Raw genomic sequence first — 18,746 nt, 5'->3', positions numbered from 1 at the left:
AGGCGTCTCGCCGGTCAGGTAGCGGAGGCCCGATGTTCGACACCGTGCAGGAGACCGTCGATCGGCTGGCGATGTCGCTGCGCCGATCCGTGGTGCTCGAGGACCCCGAGTGGGTCCTCCTGGCGAGCAGCGCGCACTACGACGATCTCGACCCGGCGAGGCTGGAGACCCTCACGTCCCGGCGACCGACCGAGGCCCTCGGTGCCGAGCTGAGGGCGCGACGGCTGCACGCGCAGCTCGTGCCCCGCGTGCTCGAAGCCGATCCGGCGTGGGGGCTCGAGCATCCGCGCCTCGTCCTGACGCTGCGGTCCCGGTACGGCGTGCTCGGATTCCTCTGGATCACCCTCGTCGCCCCGCTCACGCCCGGCGAGGCCCAGCTCGTCATCGAGACCGCCGAGACGCTCCGCGCCCTGCTGGTCAACATCTCGCAGTCGATCGAGGCCGTGAACGCCGAGGTCGAGTCCGAGATGCTCGGCCTGCTCACCCCGGACGCGGTGAGTCGAGGTCGCGCGGCTGACGAGCTCGTCGACCTCGGCATGTTCACCCGGTCGCGCCGATTCGTGGCGATGTGCCTTTCGCTCGATGCCGAATGGTCCCCCTGGGGCGGTCCGCCACCCCGCGAGGTGATCTCGCACGCCCTGCTCCGCGCGATCACGACGCCGATGATCGATGCCTACAGTTTCGTGCCGACGATGCCCGAGACGCTGCTCCTGATCGGCTTCCGCAACGAGCCGACCCTCGAGGCCATCCAGAGCGTGGTGGCGGCCGTCATCCGGGAGACCGATGCGGCCGACGTGCAGGAGCCGCTCGGTGCCGTGCTCGGCGTCGGGGCGTCGGTGGATGCGCTCGCCGACGTGTGGGAGTCCTACGAGCAGGCCCTGGTCGCGGTGCGGGTGGCACGGTCGCGGGGGAGCAGATCGGCGTCCTGGGGGGCGGATCCGATCGCCGCGTCGACGGCGGTCCTGCTTGCGGACGAACCTCCTCCGCACCTCCTCCCCGAGCCGCTCCGCCGACTCGCCGAAGCTCCGCCGGAGACCATCGCGCTGTTCGAGGCCTACCTGGCCCATGGAGCTCGCGTCGCCGAGATGGCCGACCACCTCGGCGTACATCGGGCGACCGTGCACTACCGCCTGCGTCGCGCAGCCGAAACGATCGGGATCGACATCGAAGACGAAGCCGCCCGCTTCGTGGTCGGAGCGTGGCTGCGTCAGCGATGGTTCCGCATCTGACCGGATGCCGTGCGAACGGGCTCCTCGGCCACCGCTGTCAACCCCGTCGCCCTTCCTCGTCGCTGCCTGCTGAATGGAGGGACACGAACGACGAGCAGTGAGGAGCATCACATGGTGCAGATCATCGAGACCATCGACGTCGACGTTCCCGTCAACGTCGCCTACAACCAGTGGACCCAGTTCGAGAACTTCCCGAAGTTCCTCGACGAGGTCGAGTCGATCACGCAGACCGGCGACACCCACACCCACTGGAAGGTCAAGGTCGGCGGCATCGAGCGCGAGTTCGACGCCGAGATCACCGAGCAGCACCCCGACGAGCGCGTCGCATGGACGAGCACCGGGGGCGAGACGGAGCACGCCGGAGCCGTGACGTTCCACAAGCTCACCGAGACGTCCACGCGTGTCACGGTGCAGATCGACTGGGAGCCCGAGGGGCTTCTCGAGAAGCTCGGCTCCCTCGTCGGAGCCGGCTCGCACGCGGTCAAGAAGGACCTGAAGAACTTCAAGGAGTTCATCGAGAGCCGAGGCGCCGAGACCGGTGCCTGGCGCGGTGACGTGAAGGCCTGACCGCCTTGGCGGGCTCGGGGCCCGGATGCAGCTTCCCGCTGCATCCGGGCCCCTTTCTGTGCGCATCTAGGCATCGGCATCCGAAAGATAGGGCATCCGCCCGATCCGCCCGGTGCACCTCAGAGCGGAGTGTAGGGATACAGCGAACCGCCGAGGAGAAATCATGTTCGAGCACCCGTATCTCAGCCACCAGGTCACCACCTTCGAGCAGGAGCAGGTCGTGCGCGCCGCCGAGCGGCGTCGCTTCCTTCAGGAGCACGCCGATCAGATCGTGCCGCGTCCGGCGGGAGCGATGCGTCGGATGCTGCGCCGGATCGTCGGCGGTCGAACGGATGCCGCGTCGCGCTCGGCCCTGCCGGCCACGCCGAGCGCGCGGACGGGAAACGTGCGCGCCCCGAAGGCGAGCACCGTCGACGACTGCGTCCGAGTCGGATGCGAGCCGGCGACCGCGACAGCCCGATGACGTTCCCGGCCGACCTCGCCGCGAGCGGAACCCCACGGTCTCTGCCGGAAGCAGAGGCGACCCCGGATGTCCCCGGGGAGTGGGACGATGTTCCCATGCCTTCGTCCGCTCCGAGCGTCGTGATGGTCGGCCGCGACGCCGACCTGGCCGAGGTGCGCCGCCTGTTCGACGTCGCACGCGACGGCGTCCCCGCCGCCCTCCTGGTCGAGGGAGAGGCCGGAATCGGCAAGTCGCGGCTGCTCCGGGAGTTCGGCGCCGAGATCGACCGCACATCCGACGTGCACGTCGGATGGTGCCTCGACCTCGGCGCATCGCGCACGCCGTACGGGCCCCTCACCGGCATCCTCCGGTCGATCGTGACCCGCATGGGGATCGAGCGCGTCCGCGAGTCGGTCGGCGTCGGCGCCGATGCGCTCGGGATGCTGCTCCCCGAGCTGGCATCCGGTCCGACCGAGCGTGAGCGCACCAGTCCGGAGCGTCTCCGGGACGCGATCGCCTCACTCATCGAGGCGGCATCGGAGGCCGCTCCCCAGGTGCTCGTCGTGGAAGACCTGCACTGGGCCGACGAGTCCACTCTCGCCATCCTCTCCTTCCTGCTTCGCGCCCTCAGCCGCGGTCGCATCCTGTTGCTGATCACGTGCCGCACCGACGACGTGCGCCGCGGCGATGCGGTGAGCCGCTTCATCGGCGAGGCCACTCGCTCGCGACTGCTCGAACGGCTCCCTCTGTCCCGGCTCGACGGAGACGCCACGCGGCTGCTCGCCGAGCAGCTCACCGGGCGCGTGATCAGCGAGAGCGCTCTCGATCGCATGCAGGAGCGCGCAGAAGGCGTGCCGTTCTTCATCGAGGAGCTGGCCTGCTGCTCGGATGGACCCCTGCCTGAGAGTCTCCGAGACCTTCTGCTCGCCCGGTTCGACAGGCTCGGAGACGACGCGCGCCATATCGTGCAGGTCGTGTCCGGAGCGGAGCGTCCGCTGACGCATCCGCTGGTCATCCGCCTGGTCGATCTGCCCGAGCAGCGTCTCGACGAGGCGATGCGCGAGGCGATGCGCAGCGGCATCCTCGTCGTCGTCGACGATGACTACCGTTTCCGGCACGCGCTGCTGCGCGAGGCCGTGCACGACGATCTGCTCCCGGGGGAGCGCGCGCGGCTGCACCGCGCCTATGCCGAGTCGCTCGAAGCCGAGTGCGCGGGCACCGACAGCGGCGACGCCGCGGCCCTGGCGTATCACTGGCAGCTCGCGCAGGACGACCGTCGCGCTCTCATCGCCGCGGCGCACGCGATGCGCCACGCGAAGGCGCGCTACGCCTTCGCGAGCGCCGCCCGCTTCGGGGAACTGGTCCTGGAGCTGTGGCCGCAGGTGCCGGATGCACCGGATGCCGCGGGCATCGAGCGCCTCGACCTCCTGCTGATGCTCGGGTCGGTCCTCCGCAACGCGGGCGATGGTGAGCGTGCGCTCTCGGTCGTCAACCTGGCGCTCGGCGAGCTCGATCCGATGACCGTCGACCAGCGCCTGCACGCGCGCCTGCTGCGCGACAAGGCGTATTACACGATGAACCTGGGGCGCCCCGGATCCATCCCTCTGCTGCAGGAGTCGCTGGCCGTGCTCGGCGATCGCGCGGACGATGACCGGCTTCGAGCGACGATCCTGAACACACTCGCGAGCCGGCATATGATCGCCGGTCACCTCGATCTGAGCTTCCGGCTCGGTGTCGAGGCCGGCGAGATCGCCCGCCGCGCGGGCTCAGACGACGAGGCGTCGATCGCCGCGAACGTCCGTGGCGCTTCGCTTTCGCATCAGGGCCGCGTCGAGGAGGGGTTCCACGAGTACGAGCTGGCGAGGACTCTCGGCCGTGGATCGACCGCCGAGTTGAAGTACCGGGTGAACTACTCCGACCTGCTCACGCTGCTCGGCCGCTACCGCGAGGCTGTGGAGCTGGCCGAAGAGGGGCTGGCACGCTCGCGCACCTACGGCGTCGAACGGACGTCCGGGTCGGTGATGACCCAGAACATGGCGGTGCCGCTGCTGGAGCTCGGCGAGATCGAGAGGGTCGAGGAGATGCTCACCCGTGAACTCGCTCAGAGCACGCTGCGCGTGTTCCGGATGTACACCACGATGACGCGTGTCCGGGTGCTCTCCTGGCGCGGACGACACGAGGAGGCCGCCGAGCTGCTCCTCGAATCGCTGCCGTCGTTCCGCGAGACAGGGACCGTCGAACGGCAGATCTGGTACGACGTCACCGTGATGCAGGTCTCGGTGGCCGAGAGCGCCGGCGATCTGCGGGGAGCTCTCGACGTGGTCCTCGCGATGCTGGCCGACGAGGGGCCGACGTTGCTCCACCAACGCCGGATCCTGCTGCAGTCCGGATGGATCATCGCCGAGCTGCGCGCGGCCGGCGAAGACGTCGAGGGCGCGGTCGAGACGATCCGTGCGGCGTGGGCGGCCCAGACGGCCGAGCTGCGCGCCACGGCCTGGTCCGACATCCTGCACGCATTCCTGGAGCCCACGCGAGACGGACTCGTCGCCGCGGTCGCGCTCGCCGACGGCGACGACGTGCCGGTGACCTTCCGTGCCGCCGCGCGGCTCGAGCTGGCACGCCTCCGCGTACGCGACGGGGACCGCACCGCGGCCGCCCCGGTGCTCGCCGAGGCCGCCGACATCGCCGAGCGCCTCGGGCACGCGCAGCTGCAGCGGTCCGTCGCGGCCTTCGCCGACGCGGCGGGGCTCAGTACCTCTCCGGCCGCGACGGACGCCGACCTGCTCACCGCCCGGGAACGACAGGTGCTCGAGCTGATCGCCGAGGGACTGAGCAACCGTCAGATCGGCGAGCGGCTGTTCATCAGCGTCAAGACGGTGAGCGTCCACGTGTCGGCCGTGCTGCGCAAGCTCGGTGTCGGCACCCGCACCGAGGCGGCTCTTGCACAGCAGAATCCGACGTTCTCTGCTGCACGTCAGCCAGCCGTGGTACCGTGAGCAAGCGCGCGTGTCGGATGTTCCGATTCCGCGTAGGCCGTGCAAACGGCTAAGTCAAATAGAAAGTAGAAACACATGGCCACTGGCACTGTGAAATGGTTCAACGCGGAAAAGGGCTTCGGCTTCATCGCTCCCGATGACGGCTCGGACGACCTTTTCGCCCACTACTCGGCTATCGCCGGCTCCGGTTTCAAGGAGCTCCGCGAGAACCAGAAGGTCGAATTCGACGCTGAGCGTGGCCCCAAGGGCATGCAGGCGGCGAACATCCGCGCTCTCTGAGCGCGCGCTGACTTCCTGAGCCGGCCGGTCCCTTCGGGGGCCGGCCGGTTTTTCGTCTGTCAGGGGCCGTCTACCACTCCCATTCCATGGTGACCTGACCGGGGCCGAAGTTGAACTCGGCATGCGTCGCGCAGTCCCCGTTCAACATCACCGCATGCGTGGTCGTGCCGCTGGCGGACTCGACGAGGACTCGGCAGCGATGAGGGAGATGCGCGGGGTCGAAGTGCACGTGCAGCAGCACCTCTGCCTGCCGACGCGGCGCGACCAGCGTGAACTCGTACTCCGGCTCCGTGGGGACGTGACCGGTCGACTCTCGCTCCGTGATGGCCAGCTCCCCCTGCTTCAGAGGCGAATGCAGCCGGAGGGTCGCTCGCACGAGATCCTGGTCGAGATCCGCGCTGACGTCGACCAGATTGCAGCCGAGCAGTCCGCGGACGTCGGGCGGGACGGGCTCCGACGGGTTCAGTCCGAAGAAGATCACGGCGTCCCGGGCTCCGTCGCGGCGTGCCTGCCAGAGCGTGCGGTTGACCACACGGCGGACCTTGCTCTCGGCGTCGACGTGGACGCCGACCGAGCCGGAGCGCTCGAACAGTTCGGCGGCAGGCTCCTCCGTGAAGGGGTTCGCTTCGAGTTCCTGAAGGGAGGCGAAGCTCTCGTGCCGATCCGGCCCGACCCGCCGAGAGGGCCCCAGGGTGTCGGCGAGCTGTCCGTCATCGAGGAGCAGGATGGCCTCGAGCTCCCGGATGACATCGAGTGACGTGTCGCGTTCCGGACGCCGGGCACCGGACTGCCACATGGAGATCGTGGAGACGCTGACCTCGTAGCCGCGATCACGGAGGCGCTGCTGGAGTCGGCGCAAGGGGATCCCCCGCGACAGGAGGGCATTGCGGAGGGTCGACGCGAACGCGGTCGATCCGGAGCCGGTGTCGTCCGGCGGCTCAGGGTTCCTGGCGGACATCGTCGATGCTCTCTCCCGCAGTGGTATCCAGTGCAGTGAGCATACCGGGTGCGCGAATACGAACCGTGTGTGTGGGGCAACCCCCCAGCGGCCCCACACACTGCGCCCCAGCGCCGGTCCCCCTCGCGACATCGCGATCTGGCCCGCCGAGTCCCCTGACAAGCCAGTACAACGACGCTAGCAAGGGCCCGTTCACACATCCCGCGCGGCCATGTGTGCAGATCGCGGGTTGGAGGCTTCGGGGAGGTCCGCCCGCCCGAGCGGAGAGGACTGGTGTTCGCAGTCGAGGTCGTCGAGTGTGAACCACTGCTTGGTACATTCGCCCCGCGGTCGGTGTCGGCTCCGAAGCAGCGGCTCGACCACGACCGCACATCGATCCTCGTGGTCGGTGTTTCGGGTGCAGAGGGTGCTTTCGCTCCGTCCCTCACGGACCGAGGTCCTCCCTCGGACCCCTGCACAGAACAGAGGCGGAGCGTTCGCTCCGCCTCTGTTCGCTGCCCGGGGCGACCTGCGTGCCTGCCGGCGCCTCCGCGTCACCGGGACTGAGGCTTGCCTAACTTTCTGTTAGATTAGGCCAGGCTTACCAAAGCCTCGACGCGGATCCCGCGCCGACCCCCCTCATCCCGAACCCGAAGGGAACGCCTGTGCGCACCTCCCGTCTCCTCGCCATCGGCGCCGCGGCCGCGCTCGCCGTCGGCCTCGTCGCGTGCTCGTCCAACGCCCCCGAGTCGACCGCCTCCGCCGGCGGCAACCCGGCATCGGACGATGCGTTCCCCGTCACGGTGGAGCACGTCTACGGCGAGACCACCATCGAGAAGAAGCCCGAGCGCGTCGCGACGATCGCGTGGGCGAACCACGAGGTGCCCCTCGCCCTGGGCATCGTGCCGGTCGGCATGGCCGCAGCCACCTGGGGCGATGACGACGACAACGGCGTGCTGCCGTGGGTCGAGGAGAAGCTCGAGGAGCTGGACGCCGAGACGCCCGTGCTCTTCAACAACGACGACGGCCTCGACTACGAGGCGATCGCCGACACCCGTCCCGACGTGATCCTCGCGGCGTACTCCGGCCTCACCGAGGAGGAGTACGACCAGCTGTCCAAGATCGCTCCGGTCGTCGCCTACCCCGAGGTCGCCTGGGGCACCTCGGTCGAAGACATGATCACCCTGGATGCCACCGCTCTCGGCCTCGCCGACGAGGGGGAGGCGCTGATCGAAGACCTCCGCGAGCAGTCCGCCGCCGCGCTCGAGGCGAACAGCGTGCTGAAGGACAAGAAGCTCCTCTTCGCCTACATCGATCCGGCCGACCTCAGCCAGATCGGGTACTACACGAAGATCGACACGCGCCCCGGCTTCCTGCACGACATCGGCCTTCCGGTGCCGGCCATCGTCGAAGAGAACGCCGACAGCAAGGAGTTCTACCTCACGGTCAGCTCGGAGGAGGCGGAGAAGTTCGCCGACGTCGACGTCTTCGTGACCTACGGCGACGAGTCGATCGTCGCGCTGCTGCAGGCCGACCCGCTGCTGTCGAAGATCCCGGCCATCGCCGAGGGCCGCATCGCCGTGCTGGGCGATGCCACGCCGCTGGCGGCATCCGCGAACCCGTCCCCGCTGTCGATCCCGTGGGGTCTCGCGGACTACCTCGCCGTGCTGGCAGAACCGCTCGCCGCCAACTGATCGACCGCTCCGCATCAGCGGGATGACGAAGCCGTGACCTCCACCACCCTCGCGCCGAACAGCGCAGCACCGGGCGCCGCCGACCTGCGGCGTCCGGTGCTGGTGCGCACCGTCTGGCTGCTCATCGGCGTGGCGGTCCTGGTGGTGCTCAGCATCCTCTCGGTGTCGTTCGGTGTGCGCTCCGTCAGCTTCGACGACATCGTCGCGGCCTTCAGCGGGCAAGACGACACCATCGCGCAGGCCGCGATCATCAAGCGCATCCCGCGCACGGTCCTCGCGCTCCTCGTCGGCGCCGCCCTGGCGCTCTCGGGTGCGACGATGCAGGCGGTCACCCGCAACCCGATCGCCGACCCCGGCATCCTCGGCGTCTCCAACGGCGCCTCGCTCGCGGTCGTCGTCGGGATCGCCTTCTTCGGCCTCGCGAACCCCTACGGTCAGATGGCGTTCGCGATCGTCGGTGCCGCGGTCGCCGCGGTGTTCGTCTACGCGGTCGGATCCCTCGGCCGCGGCGGCGCGACACCGCTCAAGCTCGCGCTCGCCGGGGCGGCGACCTCGGCGGCGCTCGCATCGCTGATCAGCGCGATCATGCTCCCGCGCGTCGACCTGCTGCAGACCTTCCAGTCCTGGCAGATCGGCGGCGTCGGCGGAGCGGAGTGGCCGCGCATCGCGATCACCGCGCCCGTGCTCGCGCTGGGCGCGCTCATCTGCTTCCTCTGCTCCCGGGGAATGAACTCCCTCGCCCTCGGCGACGACATGGCGAAGGGGCTGGGAGAGCACGTGTTCCGCACGCGGATGCTCTCGGCTCTCGGCGCCGTGGTCCTCGCGGGTGCGGCGACCGCGATCGCCGGCCCGATCGGTTTCGTCGGGCTGGTCATCCCCCACGTCTGCCGGATGCTCATCGGCACCGATCATCGGTGGCTGCTGCCGTTCTCGGCGCTCGCCGGCGCCGCGCTGCTGCTCCTGAGCGACATCGTCGGCCGCGTGATCGCGCCGTCATCGGAGGAGATCCAGGTGGGGATCATCACCGCGATCATCGGCGCCCCGTTCTTCATCTGGATCGTCCGTCGCCAGAAGGTGCGTGAGCTGTGAGCACGACCGAGCACACCCTCGACCGGCCGGTGCAGTCCGCCTCGGAGCGCGTGACCCGCATCGTCGCCGGCCGGCGCGCGCGGCACCGCCGCCACGCGACGGCGACGATCGTCCTCGGCATCCTGGTCCTCGCGCTGTTCGCCACGGCCCTCATGGTCGGCAACACGTTCTACACGCCCGGCGAGGTGATCCGCGTGATCCTCGGGGAGACGGTCCCCGGAGCCTCCTTCACCGTGGGCGACCTCCGGCTGCCGCGGGCTCTCCTCGCCGTGCTCACCGGGCTGGCCTTCGGCATCGCGGGCGTCAGCTTCCAGACACTGCTGCGCAATCCGCTCGCCTCCCCCGACATCATCGGCATCTCCAACGGCGCGAGCGCGGCGGCGGTCGTCGGCATCATCGTGCTCTCGGTCAACGGGCCGGTCGTCTCGATGCTCGCCCTCGTGGGCGCCCTCGTCACGGCGGTCGCGATCTACCTGCTCTCGATCAAGGGGGGCTTCGCCGGCACCCGGCTCATCCTGATCGGGATCGGCGTCGCGACGATGCTGCAGAGCGTCATCTCGTACCTGCTCTCGCGTGCGCCGAACTGGGACATCCAGGTCGCGATGCAGTGGCTCACCGGCAGCCTGAACAACGCCTCCTGGGAGCGCGTCCTGCCGATGGCGATCGCCGCGGCGCTGATCGTGCCCTTCCTGCTGCTGCAGGGGCGGGCGCTCGGGGCGATGCAGCTCGGCGACGATTCGGCCGCGGGGCTCGGTGTGCGCGTGAACTCCACGCGGCTGCTGTTCATCCTCAGCGCGGTCGCCCTGCTCGCCTTCGCGACCGCGGCGACCGGTCCGATCGCGTTCGTGTCGTTCATGGCCGGCCCCATCGCCGCACGCCTCACCGGACCCGGCGCGAACCTCCTCGTGCCGAGCGCGTTCGTCGGTGCCGTGCTCGTGCTCGGTGGCGACCTGATCGCCCAGTTCGCGCTCGGCACGCGCTACCCGGTGGGCGTCGTCACCGGCGTGCTGGGCGCTCCGTACCTGATCTATCTCCTCATCCGCATCAACCGCTCCGGGGGTTCGCTATGACCGTCTCGCACACTCTGTCGGCGGAGGGGGTGACCCTCGCCTACGGCGACCGCACCATCATCGACGGACTCGACCTGCAGATCGCGCCGGGGCGGATCACGACCATCGTCGGAGCGAACGGATGCGGCAAGTCCACGCTGCTGCGTTCGCTCGCGCGGCTGCTCTCCCCGACGGAGGGGCAGATCGTGCTCGACGGCAAGTCCGTGCACGCGCGCCCCACGAAGGAGGTCGCGCGCATCCTCGGCCTGCTGCCGCAGTCGCCGATCGCGCCGGAGGGGATCGCCGTCGCCGACCTCGTCGGTCGGGGTCGCCACCCGCACCAGAAGGCGCTGGCCCGCTGGAGCGCCCACGACTACGAGGTCGTGGCCGATGCGCTCGAGGCGACCGGAGTCACCGACCTCGCCGACCGCAGCGTCGACGAGCTGTCGGGCGGTCAGCGCCAGCGCGTCTGGATCGCGATGGCCCTCGCGCAGGAGACCGACATCCTGCTGCTCGACGAGCCGACGACGTTCCTCGACGTCGCGCACCAGATCGAGGTGCTCGACCTGCTGACCGACCTGAGCGTCTCACGCGGCACGACGATCGTCATGGTGCTGCACGACCTCAACATGGCCGCGCGGTACGCCGACGAGCTCGTCGCGATGAAGGCCGGTCGGGTGCACGCCTCGGGCGCCCCGCACGAGGTCATCACCGCCGACATCGTGGAAGAGGTCTTCGGCCTCGCCAACCAGATCACCACCGACCCGGTTTCCGGAAAGCCGATGGTCACACCTATCGGGAGGCATCATGTCCGCTGAGACGACCACCACCGAGCGGCCCACCTACATCCTCACCCGCGCCGAGGTGCGCGCGGTCGACCGCGTCTCGCCCTCCTTCGTGCGGGTGACGTTCGGCGGCGACGAGCTGTTCGAGTTCGGCACGCCGGGCGAGGTCTTCGATTCCCGCATCAAGCTCGTCTTCCCGCCGGCATCCGGCATCCTGCCTCCGATCGATCGGTCCTCGCATGACTGGTGGGGCTCGTACCTCGCGGTTCCGGAGGAGGAGCGCGGCTCGATGCGCACCTACTCCGTGCGCGAGCTGCGCGTGACCGAGGCGGGCACCGAGGTCGTCGTCGACTTCGTGCTGCATCTGGAGCCGGGTCTGACCGGTCCGGCCTCGCTGTGGGCGAGTGGAGCAGCGGTCGGACAGGAGTTGTTCCTGGTCGGACCGCGGCGCGGTGTCACCGAGCACGGCGGTGCGGAGTACGAACCGGGCAGCGCCCGCTCGGTCGTGCTCGTCGGCGACGAGACCGCGGCCCCGGCCATCGCCCGCATCCTCGAGGACGCTCCTCGCGATGTGCGCGGCGTCGCCTTCATCGAGGTGCCGACTCCGGCTGACATCCTGGCGATCGATGCGCCCGCGGATGTCGAGGTGCACTGGCTGCCGCGCGATGCGGGCGAGCTGCACGGACTGACGCTCATCCCCGCCGTGCTTGGATACCTGGGCGACGCGGATGCCGCCGAGGAGATCCGCGTGAAGGACATCGACACCGAGGACCTGCTCTGGGAGACGCCGGACTACTCGGGTCTCGGCGAGGACATCACGGTGACGGATGCTCCCGCGGAGCGCTACTTCTGGATCGCGGGCGAGAGCGGTGTCGTCACGACGCTCCGCCGGCACCTGGTGAAGGACCTCGGCATCGACCGCTCGCAGGTCGCCTTCATGGGCTACTGGCGCCGCGGCGTCGCGATGCGCGGCTGACGCGTTTCGCCACGGCATCCGCGCGTTCGTCGTGCGTGCGCCTGGCACGGAGAAGTGCGCCTGACAAGGCCGAATCCGAGGATTCCGACCTTGTCAGGCGCACAAGACCTGGTGAGGCGCGCAGCGCTCGACCGAAGCGCGGATGCTACTTCGCGAGGAACGCCTTCAGTGCGGCGTTGACCTCGTCGGCGTGCGTCCAGAGGAGGCCGTGCGGGGCGCCCTCGACCTCGACGTAGTCGGCATCCGGCACCGCCTGGTGGAAGCGGCGGGCCGTGGCGTCGATCGGGAGGATGTTGTCCTTCGTGCCGTGCAGGATCAGCGTGGGCTTGGCGGCGGCGCGCACGGCTTCCACGTCACCGCGGAAGTCCTCGATCCAGGCGGAGACGACGGCGTAGGCGGCGACGGGTGCGCTGCCGATCGCGACGTTCCAGCTGCCGGTGACGGCCTGCTCGCTGATGCGCGAGCCGAGGTTCTCGTCGAGGTTGTAGAAGTTCTTGTAGAAGTCGGTGAACCAGGCGAAGCGGTCGCCCTTGGCGGCTGCCTCGATACCGTCGAAGACTTCCTGCGGAACACCCTCGGGGTTGTCGTCGCGCTGCACGAGGAAGGGCTCGAGCGAGGCGAGGAAGGCGAGCTTGGCGACGCGCTCGTGGCCGTAGGTGGCGACGTAGCGGGCCAGCTCTCCGGTGCCCATCGAGAAGCCGACGAGCACGACGTCGCGCAGGTCGAGGGTCTCGAGGACTGTGTTCAGGTCGGCGGCGAAGGTGTCGTAGTCGTAGCCGGCGTTCACCTTGGACGACTGGCCGAAGCCGCGGCGGTCGTAGGTGATGACGCGGTAGCCCTGGGCGAGGAGCTCGCGGGTCTGGCGCTCCCAGCTGTGGCCGTCGAGCGGATAGCCGTGGATCAGGACGACCGGCTGACCGGCTCCCTGGTCTTCGTAGTACAGCTCGATCGGGGTGCTGTTCTCGTTTCCGACGGTGATGTAACCCATGATCCTGATCCTTTTCGGTTCCGGTGAGAACGATCGTTCTCGCTCGATATGACCAACATAGAGAACGTTCGTTCTCATGTCAAGTACACTGAGATCATGACCGAGGAAACTGTGCGTGAACAGATCCTTGCGGCGGCTGACGAGCTCTACTACCGCAAGGGATACGCGGCTGTGGGCATGGACGAGCTGCGCGCCGCCGCCGGCGTGTCGCTGCGTCGGCTCTACGGGCTGTTCCCCGCCAAGAACGACATCGTCGCCGCCGTCCTCGCGCGCAAGCACGCGCAGTGGGAATCCGGCCTGTCGGCCGCGGTGACGGATGCCGGTGACGACGCGCGCACCCGCCTGCTCGCCGTCTACGGCTACCTCGAGGACTGGTTCTGCACCGATGACTTCCGCGGCTGCGCCTTCATCAACGCATTCGGCGAGCTCGGCGGCACGAACCCCGAGGTCGCCGAGATCGTCCGCTCGCACAAGGCCTCCTTCCAGGAGTACATGGCCGGGCTCGTGGCGAGCACCGGGGCGTCTCCGCTGCTCGCCGCCCAGCTGTCGATCCTCGCCGAGGGTGCCCAGAGCACGGCGGCGATCTCGGCCGACCCGCAGGTCGCGGTGCAGGCGCGCAGTGCCGCCGAGGTGTTGATCGACGCGGCCGTCGCCTGAGACATCCGTCCCCCCGCGGACTCGCGAACCTCGTGTGTGTCTTACCTGGTTAGCGAGTTGGATGCCGATTGTCAATCCTCCTGCCGCGCGCGCAGGAGGAGGCTACTGTCGCAGGCATGGAATCCCGGACGCAGGACATCATCCGCCAGACCGTGATCATCGCCTCGGCATCCTTCATGCTGATCGCCGCCGCCGTCGGCTCCGGCGCCTTCGGAGGCACGTCGGTGGACGAGTTGCAGGACGGCGCCCTCTCGGCGCAGGGGTCGTACCTCGCCCCGGCCGGACCCGCCTTCTCGATCTGGTCCCTGATCTACCTCGGACTGATCGCATACACGGTGTGGCAGGCACTCCCGCCCCAGCGCGCGGACGAGCGTCAGCGCGCTGTCGGCGGATGGGTCGCCGCGACCATGGTGCTGAACGGCCTCTGGCTCGTGACCGCGCAGTTCCTGACGCTGGTCCTCACCTGGATCGTCATCGCGCTGCTGCTCGCGACGATCGCGCGGGTCATCGTCCTGCTGGGGCGTTTCCCGGCGAAGAACCTCGCCGACCGCATCCTCACCGACGGTGCGAACGGCCTCCATTTCGGGTGGGTCACCATCGCGACCGTCGCCAACATCACCGCGTGGCTCACGCAGACGGTTCCTTCGAGCTGGGGTGATCAGGCCGAGGCCTGGGCCGTCGCCGTGCTGGTGGTCGTGCTCGTGATCGGCGTGGCATCCGCGTGGTTCACCGGACGGATCGCCCCGGCGCTCGCGACCGCGTGGGGTCTCGCCTGGCTGGCCGTCGGCCGCCTCACGGGCGAGCCGGAGAGCACCACCACTGCGATCACGGCGATCATCGTCGCGGTGCTGCTCGTCGTCGCCGGTGTCGTGGCGGTGCTGCGGGGCCGCGCGAGTGCGGGCGGGTCAGCTCGGGCCTAGAACGTCTTGTGTCGAGAGCCGACGCCGTCGCGGTGTTGGCACCTCGTGTCGGACTGTGCCCCGGATCCCGACAACAGGTGTCAGGTCCGCAAGCCCCCGACGGCCCCTTCGACAAGCTCAGGGACCCAAGACCCGACAGGCTCCGGGATCAAGATCCTGGGTCGCTGAGCTTGTCGAAGCGTCTCGACGGGCAGCCCCTTCGACAAGCTCAGGGACCCAAACAATCGTCCAGGGATCAAGATCCTGGGTCGCTGAGCTTGTCGAAGCGCACCTCAGAGCACGAGCCGGTAGCCCATCCCCGACTCGGTGAGCAGGTGCACCGGCGCGCTCGGCTCCTGCTCAAGCTTCTTACGCAGCTGCGACATGTAGAGCCGCAGATACCCGGAGTCGGAGACCTGCTCGCTTCCCCAGATCTCCTTGAGCAGATCCTGCCGTGTGACGAGAGCGCCCGGATGCCGCGACAGGTGCTCCAGCATCCGCCATTCGGTGGGCGTGAGGTGTACGCGTGAGCCGCCTCGGGTCACCGTCTTCGTCGAGAGATCCACGACGACATCGGAGAACGTCACCACCGACTCGCCCCCGGCGGGAGCGGACCGACGCGAGAGCGCTCGCAACCGCGCCAGCAGCTCGTCCACCTGGAACGGCTTCGTGACGAAGTCATCCGCCCCGGCATCCAGCGCTTCGACCTTGTCAGCGGAGCCCGTGCGTCCGGACACCACGATGATCGGCACGTTCGTCCAACCGCGCAGCGCCTGGATCACCTCGATGCCGTCGAGCCTCGGCATCCCGAGGTCGAGCATGATGAGGTCCGGATGCGTCTGCGCAGCGACCGCGATTGCGGCCGCTCCGTCCGCTGCGACGACGACCTCGTAGCCGTGCGCCGCCAGGGTGATCCGCAGCGCCCGCACCATCTGCGGGTCGTCGTCGGCGATGAGGAGCTTCACTCCATCTCCTCCAAGTCGGTGGACCCTGCAGCCAGCGGCAGGGAGATGACCATCGTGAGGCCGCCACCAGGCGTGTCCTCGGGTGTCAGAGTACCGCCCATGCCCTCGGTGAATCCGCGCGACAGCGCGAGTCCGAGACCGAGTCCCGTGGTGTTGTCGGTGTCGCCGAAGCGCTGGAACGGCTGGAAGATGCTGTCGCGGCGTTCGGGGGCGACTCCGGCACCACGGTCGATGATGCGGATTTCGGCGCGGTCGCCGAGGGTGCTCGTCGAGACCCGCACGCGGCTGCCTTCGGGGGCATGGCGGTGGGCGTTGGCGAGCACGTTCACGAGCACCCGCTGCAGGAGCACCGGGTCGGCCTGGAGCGCGGGGAGGGTCGGATCGAGGGAGAGCTCCACATCGGACGGACCGAAGCCGAGCTCGTCGACCGCCGCGAGGATCGGGGCCGTCGCCTCCAGCCGGGTCGCCGACACCGCCAGTACTCCTGCCTGCACGCGACTCACGTCGAGCAGATCGGTGACGAGGGCCGACAGTGTCGCAAGGCTCTCGTCGGCCGTGGCGAGCAGTTCGGCGCGATCGGATGCCGACAGCTCATGCGCCCCGCGCAGACCGCCGATCGCGGCGACGGCCGAAGCCAGCGGCCGGCGGATGTCGTGGCTGACCGCCGACAGCAGTGCGCTGCGCACCTGGTCGGTCTCGGCGAGGGCCTCGGCTTCGAGCGCGGTCGCGCGCAGGTCTGTGTGCTCGATCGCGGCCGCGAGCTGCGCGACGATCGCGTCCAGCAGGCGGCGCTCGGGGCCGGCGAGCGGGGCGCCGTTGAGCTCGAGAACGGCACGGGGCGTGCCGTTCGCGCCGACGCCGACCGGGATCGTCGTGGCGCGGCCGTCGGCCACAGGCTCGCCGTCTCTCGCGAGCACCTCGCCGTCAGGAGAGAGAAGGCGCACGCCGCTGAGACCGAACGCCTCGCGGGTGCGGCTCACGAGGGCCAGCACCGCATTGTCGCCGCGCAGCACGTTGCCGGCGACGGCGGCGAGCAGCTCCGCCTCGGCCGCGGCGCGCTGGGCGGTGCGCGCCCGCCGCGCCGCCTGGTCGACGATGATGCTCACCAGGATCGCGATGACGACGTACAGCGCGAGGGCGAGCACATGCAGCGGATGCGCGATCGTGATCGTGAAGAGCGGGGCGACGAAGAGGAAGTCGAGCGTGACACCCGAGAGCACCGCCGCGAACACGGCAGGGCGGATGCCGCCGATGAGGGCGACGACCACGACCAGAAGCTGGTAGGCGAGAACCTCGGACGTGATCGATTCCGGGCTGCGGAACGTGAACATGATCCAGGAGAGCAAGGGCCCGAACACCAGGGCGACGGCGAGGCCGAGCACCTGGCGGCGCCAGCCGAGTGCGCCGCCGGTCATGCGCGGGAGCGCGAGCCTTCCGCCGGCCGCGGCGTGGGTGACGATGTGCACGTCGATGTCGCCGGATCGACGGATGACCTCGGCGCCGATGCCGGGTCCGGTGAGCGCGGCTGTGAGGCGTCCGCGCCGGCTGACGCCGATGACGAGCTGCGTGGCGTCGGCACCCTGGGCGAACTCGACGAGCGTCGCGGGGATGTCGTCGCCGACGACCTGGTGGTAGCTGCCGCCGAGTGACTCGACGAGTGTGCGCTGCGCGGCGAGGGCGCCGGGGGTCTCGGTGCGCAGGCCGTCCTGCGCGGACACGTGCACGGCCAGCAACTCTCCGCCTGCCGAGCGTGCGGCGATCCTGGCGCCGCGGCGCAGCAGGGTCTCGCCCTCCGGCCCGCCGGTGAGCGCGACGACCACCCGCTCGCGCGCCTGCCAGGTGCCCTCGATGCCCTGCTCGGCGCGGTAGCTGCGCAGCGCACTGTCGACCTCGTCGGCGAGCCAGAGAAGAGCGAGCTCTCGGAGCGCGGTGAGGTTGCCGAGGCGGAAGTAGTTCGACAGCGCCGCGTCGATGCGCTCTGCCGGGTAGACGTGGCCGGCGGAGAGCCGATCCCGCAGCGACTGCGGGGCGAGGTCGACGACCTCGATCTCGTCGGCCGCGCGGACGACGGCATCCGGGATCGTCTCCTGCTGCGCGACGCCGGTGATCTTCTCGACCACCGCGTTCAGGGACTCGACGTGCTGCACGTTGACGGTCGTGATCACGTCGATTCCGGCGGCGAGCAGCTGATCGACGTCCTGCCAGCGCTTCGGATGCCGCGAGCCGGGACTGTTCGTGTGGGCGAGCTCGTCGACGAGCGCGATCTCGGGCGATCGAGCGAGGACCGCGTCGAGGTCGAGTTCGGTCAGCGGAACGCCGCGGTGCAGGTCGACGCGACGAGGGACCTCTTCCAGGCCGACGGTCTGGGCGAGCGTCGCGGCGCGGTCGTGGGTCTCGACGATGGCGATGACGACGTCGTGCCCCTCCTCGCGGAGTCGTCGCCCTTCGGCCAGCATCTCGAAGGTCTTGCCGACACCGGGAGCGGCGCCGAGGAGCACGCGGAGGCGGCCCCTGGACCCGTGAGCCCGACTGGGTCCCTGCGGTCGACTGCGGGTCGGCCCGTCCGTCATGCGCCCTCCCCGTCATCCAGCGCGAGATTGAGTTCGGCGACGTTGATGCGCTCCTCGCCGAGGAATCCCAGATCCCGCCCTTGAATCCTAGACTCCACGACGGCGCGGACGTCCTGTTCGCTCATGCCTCGGGCTTCGGCGACGCGCGGCACCTGCAGCAGCGCGTACGCGACGCTGATGTGCGGGTCGAGACCGGAGCCGGATGCCGTCACCGCGTCGGCCGGGACCTCGTCGGGCGAGACGCCCTCGCGCTCCGCGATCGCCGTCTTCCGCTCCTCGATCGCGGCGACGAGGTCGGGGTTCTCGGGGCCGAGGTTGCTGCCGCTCGAGGCGGTGCCGTCGTACCCGTCGCCGGCCGCCGAGGGGCGGGACTGGAAGTACTCGGGCAGAGCCTCGCCGTCGGCATCCGTAAACGACTGGCCGATCAGGGCGCTGCCCTTGTCGTCGGGAAGCGGGGAGCCGTTCGCCTGGCCGGGGAGCAGCAGCTGCCCGATACCGGTGACGAGCAGCGTGTAGCCGACGCCCAGGACGAGGGTGAGGACGAGCATCGCGCGGACGGCGACGCCCGTGGTCCGGACGGCGGTGCGGGTGGAGGACATGTGTGGAACCTTTCGACGTGCGGGG

At 69.6% G+C, this 18,746-nt stretch carries 17 protein-coding genes; 12 read left to right on the top strand and 5 right to left on the bottom strand.

Going from position 1 to position 18,746, the window contains the following annotated elements:
• The first annotated feature begins 32 nt into the window (after positions 1-32).
• The 5 genes from ABD648_RS10600 to ABD648_RS10580 all read left to right on the top strand — a co-directional run bounded on the left by ABD648_RS10600 (position 33) and on the right by ABD648_RS10580 (position 5,513).
• The gene (locus ABD648_RS10600; RefSeq protein ID WP_282214917.1) at positions 33-1,229 is read left to right on the top strand and encodes a PucR family transcriptional regulator; all 1,197 of its coding nucleotides are present in this window, start codon (positions 33-35) and stop codon (positions 1,227-1,229) included.
• Between the two features lie 111 nt (positions 1,230-1,340).
• On the top strand, positions 1,341-1,796 hold the full coding sequence (locus tag ABD648_RS10595; protein WP_282214916.1) for an SRPBCC family protein: 456 nt from the start codon (positions 1,341-1,343) through the stop codon (positions 1,794-1,796).
• Positions 1,797-1,959: 163 nt separating this feature from the next.
• Positions 1,960-2,259 carry a hypothetical protein gene (locus ABD648_RS10590; RefSeq protein ID WP_282214915.1) on the top strand — a complete coding sequence of 100 codons (300 nt, stop codon included), beginning with the start codon at positions 1,960-1,962 and terminating at the stop codon, positions 2,257-2,259.
• Between the two features lie 95 nt (positions 2,260-2,354).
• Positions 2,355-5,234 carry a helix-turn-helix transcriptional regulator gene (locus ABD648_RS10585; RefSeq protein WP_282214914.1) on the top strand — a complete coding sequence of 960 codons (2,880 nt, stop codon included), beginning with the start codon at positions 2,355-2,357 and terminating at the stop codon, positions 5,232-5,234.
• Between the two features lie 75 nt (positions 5,235-5,309).
• Positions 5,310-5,513, top strand: a complete 204-nt coding sequence (locus tag ABD648_RS10580) for a cold-shock protein (RefSeq protein ID WP_017831237.1) — start codon at positions 5,310-5,312, stop codon at positions 5,511-5,513.
• Between the two features lie 70 nt (positions 5,514-5,583).
• On the opposite strand, the gene ABD648_RS10575 is transcribed toward ABD648_RS10580, so the two are convergent.
• Entirely contained in the window at positions 5,584-6,471 is an 888-nt protein-coding gene (locus ABD648_RS10575) for a hypothetical protein (RefSeq protein ID WP_282214913.1), read from the bottom strand.
• A 644-nt stretch (positions 6,472-7,115) separates the two neighbouring features.
• On the opposite strand from ABD648_RS10575, the gene ABD648_RS10570 reads away from it, so the two are divergent.
• The 5 genes from ABD648_RS10570 to ABD648_RS10550 are packed head-to-tail and all read left to right on the top strand — an operon-like array spanning position 7,116 to position 12,043.
• Complete coding sequence (locus ABD648_RS10570) at positions 7,116-8,144, top strand: iron-siderophore ABC transporter substrate-binding protein (protein WP_282214912.1); 1,029 nt, start codon at positions 7,116-7,118, stop codon at positions 8,142-8,144.
• 33 nt (positions 8,145-8,177) lie between these two features.
• Positions 8,178-9,233 carry a FecCD family ABC transporter permease gene (locus ABD648_RS10565; RefSeq protein ID WP_282214911.1) on the top strand — a complete coding sequence of 352 codons (1,056 nt, stop codon included), beginning with the start codon at positions 8,178-8,180 and terminating at the stop codon, positions 9,231-9,233.
• Positions 9,230-10,303 (top strand): FecCD family ABC transporter permease, encoded by a 1,074-nt coding sequence (locus ABD648_RS10560; protein WP_282214910.1) that lies wholly within the window; start codon positions 9,230-9,232, stop codon positions 10,301-10,303. Before ABD648_RS10565 ends, ABD648_RS10560 begins: the two co-directional genes overlap by 4 nt.
• Positions 10,300-11,100 (top strand): ABC transporter ATP-binding protein, encoded by an 801-nt coding sequence (locus ABD648_RS10555; protein WP_282214909.1) that lies wholly within the window; start codon positions 10,300-10,302, stop codon positions 11,098-11,100. The genes ABD648_RS10560 and ABD648_RS10555 overlap by 4 nt, the downstream gene beginning before the upstream one ends.
• Complete coding sequence (locus ABD648_RS10550) at positions 11,090-12,043, top strand: siderophore-interacting protein (RefSeq protein WP_282214908.1); 954 nt, start codon at positions 11,090-11,092, stop codon at positions 12,041-12,043. Before ABD648_RS10555 ends, ABD648_RS10550 begins: the two co-directional genes overlap by 11 nt.
• Positions 12,044-12,188: 145 nt before the next feature.
• Here the strand turns inward: ABD648_RS10550 and ABD648_RS10545 are convergent, their stop codons facing one another.
• Positions 12,189-13,031, bottom strand: a complete 843-nt coding sequence (locus tag ABD648_RS10545; protein ID WP_282214907.1) for an alpha/beta fold hydrolase — start codon at positions 13,029-13,031, stop codon at positions 12,189-12,191.
• 96 nt (positions 13,032-13,127) lie between these two features.
• Here ABD648_RS10545 and ABD648_RS10540 point away from each other — a divergent pair, with 96 nt between their 5' ends.
• Positions 13,128-13,688 carry a TetR/AcrR family transcriptional regulator gene (locus ABD648_RS10540; protein WP_282214906.1) on the top strand — a complete coding sequence of 187 codons (561 nt, stop codon included), beginning with the start codon at positions 13,128-13,130 and terminating at the stop codon, positions 13,686-13,688.
• Between the two features lie 116 nt (positions 13,689-13,804).
• Complete coding sequence (locus tag ABD648_RS10535) at positions 13,805-14,608, top strand: tryptophan-rich sensory protein (protein WP_282214905.1); 804 nt, start codon at positions 13,805-13,807, stop codon at positions 14,606-14,608.
• Between the two features lie 272 nt (positions 14,609-14,880).
• Here the strand turns inward: ABD648_RS10535 and ABD648_RS10530 are convergent, their stop codons facing one another.
• Genes ABD648_RS10530 through kdpC form a run of 3 tightly spaced genes read right to left on the bottom strand, consistent with a single transcriptional unit; the run spans position 14,881 to position 18,721 of the window.
• Complete coding sequence (locus tag ABD648_RS10530) at positions 14,881-15,552, bottom strand: response regulator (protein ID WP_282214904.1); 672 nt, start codon at positions 15,550-15,552, stop codon at positions 14,881-14,883.
• Positions 15,549-18,122: an ATP-binding protein gene (locus ABD648_RS10525; protein ID WP_282214903.1), complete on the bottom strand. Its 2,574-nt coding sequence runs from the start codon at positions 18,120-18,122 to the stop codon at positions 15,549-15,551. The genes ABD648_RS10530 and ABD648_RS10525 overlap by 4 nt, the downstream gene beginning before the upstream one ends.
• Positions 18,119-18,721, bottom strand: coding sequence for a potassium-transporting ATPase subunit KdpC (gene kdpC, locus ABD648_RS10520; protein ID WP_282214902.1), 603 nt, complete (start codon positions 18,719-18,721; stop codon positions 18,119-18,121). The genes ABD648_RS10525 and kdpC overlap by 4 nt, the downstream gene beginning before the upstream one ends.
• Positions 18,722-18,746 lie beyond the last annotated feature (25 nt).

It is taken from the genome of Microbacterium luteolum, from assembly GCF_039533965.1.
Taxonomy (GTDB): Bacteria; Actinomycetota; Actinomycetes; order Actinomycetales; family Microbacteriaceae; genus Microbacterium; species Microbacterium luteolum.
Note: the sequence above shows the minus strand (reverse complement) of the source record. Positions and strands in the feature narration are given on the sequence as shown.